Source organism: Peptoniphilus sp. DNF00840, assembly GCF_001553125.1.
Lineage (GTDB): Bacteria > Bacillota > Clostridia > Tissierellales > Peptoniphilaceae > Peptoniphilus_A > Peptoniphilus_A vaginalis.
Map to the genome: position 1 here is coordinate 35,974 of NZ_KQ960186.1, position 11,655 is coordinate 47,628.

Here is an 11,655-nt window from a genome sequence, read left to right on the forward strand (position 1 = left end):
ATTATTACTTTCTATCGTCTAAAATTTACATATTAAATTTTTACTAAAACCATTCTTTGTGCATTTTTTCTAACGACTCTTTTGTTAGTGGATATCCAATAGATTCTCCTATCACAGAGTCAATCCCACAATATGGACAAATAGCTGTCCAATCTGGTTCATCTTCACACCAATCTTCTATTTCACTTGGAGAAAAGATTTTACAACAGTAAAAACAACCACACTTCATTTCATTTTTAAGCATAGTTTTATTTGCAAAAGAATACTTATGAGCTTCTATACAATCCATACATCCTCCTTATAAAATTTATAATCCTTATTTATATTGGTATGCTATTTACAATACCCATTATTAAAATGGATACTCTAAGCAGCACACCAACTATTTATTTTTTGAGTTTTAAACTTTGGTAGAAGTCTTGAACTCCTTATATTTACATAACTATTTGCCTCTATCACTATTATGACACGAAACCCGGATGTTAAGTCTTATAGCAATATCAACACTTACAGATACTAAATTTTCTATATATTCAGGTGGACTATTAGTCTTTCTCCATAAGAATATGCCATAAAACTTTATCTTCGAAGCCACAACTTTCATATAGTTTTTCTGGCTTTGTTTTATTATTTATCCTTCCTGAAACTGTTACAAAGCTAGTCTTCTCTTTAAATCTTCTCAACAGTTAATAAACAATAGCCTTGCCCAGACATTGCCTTCTATATTGTTCAGATACTTGAATCCAATCTATGTAACCTTCTTTAATCTCATCATCAAATTCAGCAATACCTGTAGCAACTATAGCATCATTTTTCTTATCATATAAACAGATCCGTAGCTCTTCATCATAAACTGGTTTCTTTTTATAGAATTCTAATTCACTAACTGTTAATACCTCGTCCTCATGGCATGAATTTATGTGATTTACAAAATCCTCAGTGCTAGATTTAGCAAATATAAATTTATCAGAAATAATCTGTTTTTCTACATCATATAGATAATGAACTAACTTAAAATAGACTTCATCAGTATATGTTTCAAGTAAAATCTGATTAAACTCATTTTCATTAAGAACTTTTATATGAGCAGGAGTTTTAAAGTTACATGTTTTCCAAAATTATAAAGCAAAAGCATCTGTTGGATTCTTTAAATATTCTTTTTTCTCCATTTTCACCTCACTAATTGATTTCTCCGGATAAAAAATTATAAAACGCATCTAATTCATCAGTAGCCAACTGAGTAATTTTGTGCTTAAAGAAGTTTTTCTCATTAATTTTATACTTAGCGATAGCATTAAACAGCTTATCGTTAAAATTATATATCTTATTTTTTTCAAGAAAATCCTCCAAACAAACACTATCAAGTTTACTCTTATCACAAAGTTTATAAACAACAAAACCAACATTCATCCTAAAGCGAAGCATTATGACATGTTCAATGTCAAGCATACTCTGAGACAGCATGGATATATAATGCAAAGAAACAGGATATCTAATATATGGGATACATTCGTATTCCACACATGATACAATGATATCTAGTGCTTGTTGTATAAATCCAAATACAAGCATAAAAAAGTTATATGAGTCTGGCCTATTAGGATCTACCATATATTTTGTATCTCTCAAAGCAATCCTAAATCTTTCTTTAAAATCTAACATTACATCATCATCCTCAGAAAACATTACTAATCTTTCAATATCGTCACGAGCGAAATGAATAATATCATCAATACTGTTACATTTTTCAAAATATTCATTCAAACTATAAATGCCATTAAAAAGACTAACGAATGCTTGTTCTCCAGTTTTCTCAAAAACTTTTTGGTCATTCGATTGATTAAGAAGTCTCAATGGCAATATAAGAATTTCATTATGAATATTTTCTAGCACCTTTAGATTATCTTCTGCAGTCACACTTATTTGTTTGTATAAAAAATCAGCATCCTTCCCTTCTGACATTTCACTTCGTATTAATGAATATTTGCTCAGTGGATCATCTAGAATATGCTTATTCCCCATCAGAAGAAATGGTAAGTGCTCATTATCATCAAAATCCATGAACGTAGCAGCTGTGAAGACATAACTGTTTTTACCTGGGAACCAATTCTTTAGATACAGCTTTACCTCCTCTATACGTCGTATCCAAAACAAATTTATTTCATCTAGTGCTTCTGGAGCATAGCCACTTTTCAATTTTGGTAAAAGTGATACAAGTAATTTCTTATATTCTATTTGAATTAAATGAATTTTATTTAATAATAGGTTTGAGTTCATAGTTTATAACCTCATTTAGTAGCTGTTCTGGTATACCATAAAGTTCATTTAGAAATAATATCGTTTTATTCATAATCATCACGCAATCTGGTAAAACAGTCTTTAGCACTATCTCATCTTCAATATCTGGAACACAATGATATTTATGAGCAGGATTATTACACTTTAAAAGCGATGATTCACGAATTGCTCCCCATAAGCCATGTTCAAAAGAAGAGTCATAATCATAATATAGACCAAAAAGGCTCTTCTCATTAACACTTTCAGCCTTATACCTTATATTTTGTTTATCAAAGTATCTTGTATCCATATTAATAAATTCCTCTCCCTTAAATTCATTAACTAGTGCCTCAATATATTTTTCATCAAAGTGAGATTCTTCCAAGCAGTCACTTTCTCTGTGTCTGGCCAAAACTAACTTGTACAATCCCATACCATATAACTGATAATCACGCCAGAGATTTTCATGAAAGGCTTCATTTTTAATTAGATATTTCATCATAATATAATCTTCTATTAAAACACGTACACAACTTCTTCCAGAGATGGAATTAAATAATTGATGTCTATATATTTCTTTTAAACGCTTATAAGAATATGTTGCTAGTCCAAGCAAAACCTTCATTTTTTCATCAAGCATATTAGATGCAATAAGCAATTCTGAAAGATAAACAAATACTTCATGCAAACTCTCCATGTATGCTGTTATACTTCTATTTTCCTCTGGAAAATTAATAACAAATATATCACATTCTGTCATTTCACTTACACACCTCCAAAAACCTGTTAAATACTCAGAATCGGTATTTTCAAAAGTTAAAATCATCATTTCTAAAGAACGAACTGTTGGGCGAGCCATCCGCATTATTTCATCAATGTGCTTTGATGCTGGATATGATATCAGTAGATTTACTTGTTCTTTCAATAGATGCATTTTCCCCGAAAGTAGATTGAAATATAATGCTACAAATCTTATATCAGTTGCTTCATTAGACTGATGATCCATTATTTCACTCATAGTTTCAACTATTGCTTTACATCTATCTCCAATACCTTGTTTAGAATTATAAAAGTATTTAGCAAAAACTGGGGCTTGACTATCTGTAAGAAAAATAGTTAACGGTGAAATTGCATCCTTAACTCCTAAGGAAATAATATATTCATAGATCTCCTCTTGTATATTCATATCTAGCTTTAATATCTGTGACAATCTTACTGTGTATAAATCTGGAGCTACATTATGAATTTTAGAAATGATATAATATGATTTTTTCAACCCTTCTTCTCTACCAAAATATTTCAAAATCAGACCAATCCAAATATACTCAGGCATTCTACCATATGTCCATGATTTTTCATCCTCTAATTCTTGCATCAACGGCAAAGAATTTAATGGTGTTATAAATCTTCCCTTGCTAAAAGTATGTTCAGATAATTTACTATTTCTCATCAATATGCTCTCTCCCTCCTTTCCAAATTTCAAATACTTTAATCAAAGATTATATGCATAATTAACCTAAAAATACATCAATTCATGTTTTATTTCTCTAGTAGAGGGCTTAAAACCCCGTGTTCATTGCTACTATTTGCCACTGTCATAATTATTACACTATACCCAGGTCGAAAGTCGTATAGCAATATCAACACTTATAAATCATAATTTATCTATTAATTACTTAAAATAATTATTTCTTTCCCTCTAATTTTTTAATACCACTATTACCAAGTTTTTCAAGTGATATCAATTGTGTTCTTGCAAGTTTTCTAACTTCTATCATCCTTTCCTTTTGTTCCATACCTTTACCGATAAGAATTGCATTATAGCTTTCCATATTGGCAAGCACCAGTAACTCATTCAGACTTGCATAGTCCCTCATATTACCTTTCAAATCTGGATTTTCTTCACGCCACTGTTTTGCCCGCTTATTAAATAAGGCAACATTGAGCATATCTGCTTCACTTGCATATTTATATGATAACTGTTCGTTGGTAAGATCTTTTAATAGATATTCTTTGATTGCATCTGTATGGATTTTATAGTTAATCTTAGAAATTTCTCTATTCAAATTCCAACCTAATGATAGCTTAGAATTTTCATCTGACTTAAGCCTTTTGTAGTCTTGGATTAAATAGAGCTTAAACTCTGCTGAAATCCATGAAGCAAATTCCATTGCTATATCAGGATGAGCGAACGTTCCTCCGCCTCTCCCAGATTTAGAAACAATACCGATCGCATTTGTATTTTCAATCCATCTTTGAGGTGATAATGTAAATGCATTTGTTCCTGCTTCCTTTCTAAAGGAGTCGAATTCGACCCCTTTAAAATTAGGATTGTGAATAGTCTCCCAGAGACCAAGGAATTCAATTGTATCTCTTACTCTTAGCCAGTTTTTAACAACATCTTTAGGTTCATGCACATTTTTGTATCTTGCAATATCCGTTAGACTTATATAGTCATTTTTAAAGTCTTCAGTATAAATTTGAATAGCAAAACCTTTTGCTTGGATCGTGTCTTTTTTCACCTTAGACATGTGAGTTCCTCCTTTATGCTGATGTACTGTTTACAACATTTATTTTCGTAATAACTGCTCTAAACAGCACACCAACAATTCATTTTTTTGATTTTAAACTTTGGTAGAAGCTCTAAAACCCTTGTATTTACTTGACTATTTGCCTGTGTCATTATTATGACACGAAACCCGCATGTAGGATCATAGACCTTGTTGATCTTTGTCTTGCCTTCCATTACAAGCCTTGCCAAGAGTTTTGATACTGTTTGTGGTGTGAAGAATTCTCCACCTGACTTACCTGCATTGCTTGCGTAGTTAGAAATTAAATATTCGTAGGCATCTCCAAAAGCATCTATGTCGTTATCTTTGAAGTCTCCAAAGTTTATCTTATCAATCCCTGTTAATATGTCACATAGTCTTTTGTTTTTCTCTGCTACTGTTCCGCCTAGTTTGTTGCTTCTTGTGTCTACGTCTTCGAAGAGTCCTTTGATATCATCTTCTGATTGAAAACCTACAGCACTTCCCTCAATGTCTTTAAATATATTTGCTAGGTCTGTATTCAAGTTTTCATTATTTTTTGCTGTCTTTACTACATTTTTAAATAGTTGACTTGGCAAGATAAAGAAACCCTTATCTTCTACTGTGTTTGGTCTAAAGTCTTGCTCTGCTTCTTCATCTGAAATTTCTGCGTAGTCAAATTCCAAATCTCCTGCTTCACGTTCTGCTTCGTTAAAAAATTCTGTAATGTTTTCTGAAATGAATCTGTAAAATAAAATTCCTAATATGTATTGTTTGAAGTCCCAGCCGTCTACTGCTCCTCTAACATCGTCAGCTATTGCCCATATTTTTCTATGGAGCTCTGCTCTTTGTACTGTCTCTAAGTTTTCTTTTATCTTATCAGCCATTTATCTTACCTCTCTTATTTATTTTTCATCTTTTATTATTTTGTTTTGTGTGACTTCTTATAAAAGTATTTAAAAGTCCTTATACATAAATAGGATATCATTTTTAGGTCTTTCTTACAAAGAAAATGTTTGCTATCTAATAATTTCTTTCTAACTTATTAGTCTTTACTCTTTAACTTTTTGCTTCTTACTCCTTACTTAATTGTTTCTTTCTCTTTACTTCTTGCTTCATTGCTTCTTGCTCCTTCCTTTATTATTACTTCTTGCTTCTCTCTTATCTCTTTATTCCTCTCTCTTCATTCCTCTTTCTTCTTCGCTTCTTACTTACAAAAAAATTTTGATTTTTTCAATTTATAAAATTGAACACAAAAAAACTGCCGCTTTCACACGACAGTTTTGATTTGAAGTTGAAATTTGAATTTTAAAGTTTAAGCATTAACTTTTTCTTTTTCTGCTTCAGCTTTTTTTGCTTGGGCTTCTGCAAGTTTTGCTTGTCTTTCTTTTTCTTTCTTTTCTTTTTCCTTTTGTTTCATCTTTTCCACTCTTTCAGGATATTCGCAATAGATTGCTCCTGTTGGACATTTTGAAACACAAATTCCACAGTTGATACACTTGCTATAGTCTATTGATGCTAGGTTGTTTTCTACATGGATTGCATCCTTAGGACAGTTCTTTTCACAGATGCCACATCCTATACAACCAATGCTACAATTTGTCCTTACAACTTTACCTGAGTCAAGTGACTTACATTCTACAACTGTTTTTGATTTGTAAGGTCTTAGAGAAATAATTTTCTTTGGACAAATGTTGATACACTTCATACAAGCTACACATTTTTCCTTGTCAACTACTGCTACTCCGTTAACCATATGGATGGCGTCGAATTCACATACGCTTACGCAAGTTCCTCCACCACAGCAACCAAAGTTACAAGCTTTTGCACCTTGTTGGTAGTCGGCTATAAGTCTACAGTCAACTAGGTCATTGTAGTCGTATTTATTTTTTGCCTTATTGCAGCTACCTTGACAGTGAACTACGGCAACATTTCTATCAACATTTCCTGCATTGACACCCATTATGTGGCTGACTTTTTCTGCTGTGTCTGCACCACCAATTACGCAACCATTTACTGGTGCTTTGCCAGAGGCGATTGCTTCTGCAAGTCCATCACAACCTGGGAAACCACAGGCTCCACAGTTTGCTCCTGGAAGGGCTTCTCTAACTTCTGCTACCTTGGGATCAACTTCTACATAAAATACCTTTGATGCAATGGAGAGCACTACTCCAAAGAAGGCTCCCGCAATTCCTAAAAAGACTACTGGGGTAAGTATTGTACTTAGTTCCATAATTACCTCCTATACCAATCCGCCGAAACCTGAGAATGCTATCGCCATAAGACCAGCACTCACAAGTGCAATAGGAACACCTTGAAGTGCTTTAGGTACATCTGCTAGCATAAGTTTTTCTCTTAGGGCTGCTATTAATACTAAAGCTAGTGTGAAGCCTATAGAAGCTCCAAATCCGCTAAAGATTGTTTCTATTAAGTTATATCCGTTTTGTACGTTTAATACTGTTACACCAAGTACAACGCAGTTTGTAGTAATTAGTGGAAGGTAAACACCCATGGCTTGATAAAGTGAAGGTGATGACTTCTTAATAAACATTTCTACAAATTGTACTAGGGATGCAATTACAAGTATAAATGCAATTGTTTGTAAATACTCAAGTCCAAATTTATCTAATACAAAAATTTGAATTAGCCATGTTATTGCAGATGCAAGTACAACTACAAAGGTTACGGCTATTCCCATTCCAAGGGCAGTCTCTGTCTTGGAAGATACACCTAAGAAGGGACATATTCCTAAGAACTGAGCAAAAACATAGTTATTTACAAGTATTGTTGAGATTAAAATAGTTAAAATACTTTCTAACATCAGTCTGCCCTCCTATTTAATAATATTTTAAATCCTGCTATTAAGAATCCAAGAAGTATGAAGGCACCTGCTGGAGCTCCCATAATTCCAATTCCTGGATAGGCTTCTGGAAGAATATTCTTTCCAAATAGTGTTCCGTAACCGAAGAATTCACGTACAAGTCCCATTGAAAGAACTGCTATTGTGTAGCCTACTCCTGTTCCTATTCCGTCAACTATTGATGGGATAAGTTTATTCTTGTAGGCGAAACCTTCTGCTTCACCAAGTATACAGCAGTTTACTACGATTAATGGTAGGAAGATACCAAGTGCTGCATAAATTGATTGGGCGTATGCTTGAAGGATCATTTGTACTAATGTTACGAAAGTTGCAATTACTACGATAAAGCAAGGAATTCTTATTTTATCAGGAATTACTTTTCTAAGGGCAGATACTACACCGTTACTCATTATAAGTACGAAGGTAACCGCTATACCCATTGCTAGTGAGTTTGTTAAACTGTTTGTAATAGCCAGTGTTGAACAAAGTCCTATAAGTTGTATGAATACAGGATTGTTTTTGAAAGCACCGTCTAAAAATACTTTAGATAATTTCATTTTAAACCTCCTTATTCATTCTTTAAAACTTCGTCATAAACTTTTATGGCATAGTTGGAACCTGCAAGGGCTCCCTTAGAAGAAATTGTTGCTGATGTAAGCCACATAACTTCATCATCAGCCTTTGGATCCTTAGAAAGTTTTAATGGACCTGTAGCAGACTTGCCTTCGTAGGATGGATAGTATTCATCAGTTGTGATTCTGGAACCAAATCCACTTGTTTCTCCATTGGATATATTTCTAAATCCAGCGATTTTGTCGCCGTCTAGTAGAAATCCGATGGCGTTAACCATGGCTCCACCATAACCATTTGATTTTACGTTTACACCATATCCAACAACATCTTGTCCCTTTTTGGCAACAAAGATTTTTTCGATGTTTGGATATTTTTCTTTTATTGCATTTAATTTAGCTTGATCGTATTCTTCGAAACTATCTGCATTATCACCAAAAATAACTTCATAGGATGCAAGTGTATTTTTAAGTTCAGTTTCTGCAATTACTGGAGCCGTAAAACTATTTACAGCTGCAAGTAGGCCTGCTGATAGGGCACAGAATACTAAAAGTATTATTCCAAATTTTACTGGTTCTTTCATTTACTTCGCCTCCCCATATGCACTTGATACTGTAAGTTTGTCAATTAATGGTGTTGCGAGGTTCATAAGACATATTGCGTATGAAACACCTTCAGGAAGTGATGCCTTAACCCTAATTACTGCCGTTAAGATACCGCAACCAAGGGCAAATATAATTCTTCCCTTTCTGTTTATTGGGTTTGTAGTGTAGTCAGTCGCCATAAAGATGGCACCAAGTAATAAACCACCTGCAAGTAGTTCATAAGGTACAAGTTCCATTGGGATTCCAAGAACAAATAGACATATTGCAGTTGTAGCAACATAAATAACTGGAATTTCCCAAGAGATTACCTTTCTTGCTACTAGGTAAACAAAACCAATTAGAAGTGCAATTGCAGAAGTTTCTCCTATTACACCACCAATATTTCCCATAAACATATCTCCCATTGATGGAAGATTTGAAAAATCGCCAGAAGCAATTATTTGAAGAGGTGTTGCATAGGACATACCATCCATTGTTGCAGATGATGTTGTAAGACCTTGCTTCAATAATTCTGGTGAAATATAATCTGTAATTTGTTTTGGCCAAGATGTCATAAGTACAAGTCTTGCTGCAAGGGCTGGATTCATAAAGTTAAATCCAATACCACCAAAACATTCCTTAACTACTAATATTGAAAAAACTGATCCGAAAGCTGCCATCCATAGCGGGAAAGACTGAGGCATATTAAGTGCAATCAGTATCCCTGTAACAACAGCAGATAAATCAGCGATTTGTACAGTTTTCTTTAGGCATTTTTGTGTAATAAGTTCAGTAAATACACAAGAGCCAACACATACTGCCAAAAGAGCTATAGCCCTTGTTCCAAAGAAATAAACAGAAGCAATCATCGCTGGAACAAGTGCAATAATAACATCAAGCATAATCTTTCTAACAGTGTCATTTGATCTAATATGAGGAGCAAGTGAAACGAAGCGTGCCTCATTTACTGTCATTGGATCCTTATTAATTTTATTATTTTCCAAATTGATCCCTCCTATCTCTTTTGATTAGCTCTGATTTCTCGTTTAGCTAATTTAATAGATGCTGTAAGATGTCTCTTAGCTGGACATACAAAGGAACATATACCACATTCCATACATTGGTCAGCGTGAAGAGCCATACATATATCCACATCGCCCTTTAATATCGCATGATTAATATCAGTTGGATTTATATGAGCTGGACAGTGGTCAACACATCTTGAACATCTAATGCAAGGAGACTCAATTCTTTCTGTGACTTCTTCTTCAGTGAAAACCAAGATACCAGAAGTAGTCTTTGTAACTGGAGAGTCAAGATTAAATACTGACTTACCAGTCATAGGACCGCCACAGATGATTTCCTTGAAGTTGTCCTTAACTCCTCCACAGAAGTCTAGGATATCTCCCACAGGAGTACCAATTTTAACGAGAATATTCTTAGGTTCCTTAATACCAGAACCAGAAACAGTTATAACTCTTTCATAGGAAGGCTTACCTTCGATCATAGCTTCGTAGAAGGCTAGAGTAGTACCAACATTTGTTAGGAATACTCCAACATCATTTGTTACACCATTTTGTGGAACAATTCTGCCAACTACAGCTTCAGAAAGTCTCTTTGAATCACCTTGTGGATACTTAGTTTGGCATCCAACAACCTTTAAGTGATTCCAATTAGGATTTTCTTTAATAACTTCTTCCATCTTAGCAATTGCATCAGGTTTATTTTCTTCAATTGCCATATAAGAAGCTTCCTTGTTGTAGTAGTATGAGAAGATATCAAGACCTTCTAATATTTCCTTAGTTTTTTCTAGCATAATTCTATGGTCACATGTAAGGAAAGGCTCACATTCTGCTCCATTGATTATACATTCATCTAAAGCTGGATCTTCACTCTTTAGCTTTGCGTGAAGTGGGAAACCAGCTCCCCCCATTCCTACGATTCCCTTTTCTTTAATAAAAGGAATTAAATCGTCAATTGGATGATCTTTATAATCCTTAAAAGATTTAAGGTCATCAGTCATTTCATCCTTGCCATCGTTTTCGATAACGACGCAATCACAATACCTTCCATCAGCTGTATACATTTTTTTAATCTCTTTAACTGTACCTGATACAGAAGAGTGTATAGCTGCTGAAATAAAAGCATCAGAATTCCCAACAATTTGACCAACCTTAACAGAATCGCCCTTAGACACAAGAGGTGAGCATGGCGCTCCAATGTGTTGTGACATAGGTATGTAGGCAATCTTTGGACTTGGCATCCTTTCAATTGCTATTTTTTCTGTCAAAGTTTTGTGTTCGTCCATGTGAACTCCACCTACGGAAAAAGTGAGATTTCTTGAACTCATAAAACTTCACCCCTTAATTGGCATAAGCCTATTTTTTTACCATTTGTTATAATTATAACACCAAATTTTATTAAAGTACATTATTATACTTAAAAAACTCAATTTAGGAAATCTTTATCATCATTTAAAAATGGTCATTCTTAATGCTCAATTTTTGATATTCCTTATCAAAAATAAATTTATAAAAAACTTTATTTTATTTCACTATTAGACTTTTTCAAGTAGCTTAAATCCTTATAATTCAAGTAAAATTAATTATTTATTGCAAGAGAAATCTTGATAAAAAATACTTTTTTCATTTCATTAACTTAAGAAATCAAAAAATTTTTTTTATTTTGTGTCTATTGTAAAATATATATAAGAAAGCGACCTCACAAGTAGGAGGTCGCTTACATTATAAATTTAAAGAGACCAGACCTAAGTCTAGCCTCAATAAATTTTTTCATCTTATATTTTTTAATTAATAAGTTGTAAAATTAAATGCGA

General features: G+C 33.4%; 12 protein-coding genes and 1 pseudogene. All 13 read right to left on the minus strand.

Annotated features, from left to right (window positions below; translation table 11 throughout):
- Positions 1-43 precede the first annotated feature (43 nt).
- On the minus strand, positions 44-289 hold the full coding sequence (locus HMPREF1864_RS00485) for a hypothetical protein (RefSeq protein WP_062570885.1): 246 nt from the start codon (positions 287-289) through the stop codon (positions 44-46).
- 256 nt (positions 290-545) lie between these two features.
- Positions 546-683, minus strand: coding sequence for a hypothetical protein (locus tag HMPREF1864_RS08465; protein WP_156435942.1), 138 nt, complete (start codon positions 681-683; stop codon positions 546-548).
- A gap of 3 nt (positions 684-686) precedes the next feature.
- Positions 687-1,082, minus strand: a complete 396-nt coding sequence (locus tag HMPREF1864_RS08790; RefSeq protein ID WP_369817823.1) for a GNAT family N-acetyltransferase — start codon at positions 1,080-1,082, stop codon at positions 687-689.
- 97 nt (positions 1,083-1,179) lie between these two features.
- Positions 1,180-2,277, minus strand: coding sequence for a hypothetical protein (locus HMPREF1864_RS00490; protein ID WP_062570886.1), 1,098 nt, complete (start codon positions 2,275-2,277; stop codon positions 1,180-1,182).
- Positions 2,252-3,727: a DUF5677 domain-containing protein gene (locus HMPREF1864_RS00495; RefSeq protein ID WP_062570887.1), complete on the minus strand. Its 1,476-nt coding sequence runs from the start codon at positions 3,725-3,727 to the stop codon at positions 2,252-2,254. The genes HMPREF1864_RS00490 and HMPREF1864_RS00495 overlap by 26 nt, the downstream gene beginning before the upstream one ends.
- Before the next feature lie 235 nt (positions 3,728-3,962).
- A complete protein-coding gene (locus tag HMPREF1864_RS00500) occupies positions 3,963-4,808 on the minus strand; it encodes a KilA-N domain-containing protein (protein WP_062570888.1) in 846 nt (281 codons plus the stop codon).
- Positions 4,809-4,918: 110 nt separating this feature from the next.
- Positions 4,919-5,692, minus strand: a pseudogene (locus HMPREF1864_RS00505) (type I restriction-modification system subunit M); the annotation flags it as partial.
- 428 nt (positions 5,693-6,120) lie between these two features.
- Positions 6,121-7,038, minus strand: coding sequence for an RnfABCDGE type electron transport complex subunit B (locus HMPREF1864_RS00510; RefSeq protein ID WP_062570889.1), 918 nt, complete (start codon positions 7,036-7,038; stop codon positions 6,121-6,123).
- Positions 7,039-7,047: 9 nt separating this feature from the next.
- Entirely contained in the window at positions 7,048-7,626 is a 579-nt protein-coding gene (gene rsxA, locus HMPREF1864_RS00515; RefSeq protein ID WP_060799671.1) for an electron transport complex subunit RsxA, read from the minus strand.
- The gene (rsxE, locus tag HMPREF1864_RS00520; protein WP_062570890.1) at positions 7,626-8,222 is read right to left on the minus strand and encodes an electron transport complex subunit RsxE; all 597 of its coding nucleotides are present in this window, start codon (positions 8,220-8,222) and stop codon (positions 7,626-7,628) included. The genes rsxA and rsxE overlap by 1 nt, the downstream gene beginning before the upstream one ends.
- An 11-nt stretch (positions 8,223-8,233) precedes the next feature.
- A complete protein-coding gene (locus HMPREF1864_RS00525; protein WP_062570891.1) occupies positions 8,234-8,818 on the minus strand; it encodes an FMN-binding protein in 585 nt (194 codons plus the stop codon).
- Complete coding sequence (locus HMPREF1864_RS00530; protein ID WP_062570892.1) at positions 8,819-9,823, minus strand: RnfABCDGE type electron transport complex subunit D; 1,005 nt, start codon at positions 9,821-9,823, stop codon at positions 8,819-8,821.
- A gap of 11 nt (positions 9,824-9,834) precedes the next feature.
- Complete coding sequence (gene rsxC, locus HMPREF1864_RS00535) at positions 9,835-11,169, minus strand: electron transport complex subunit RsxC (RefSeq protein ID WP_062570893.1); 1,335 nt, start codon at positions 11,167-11,169, stop codon at positions 9,835-9,837.
- Positions 11,170-11,655 lie beyond the last annotated feature (486 nt).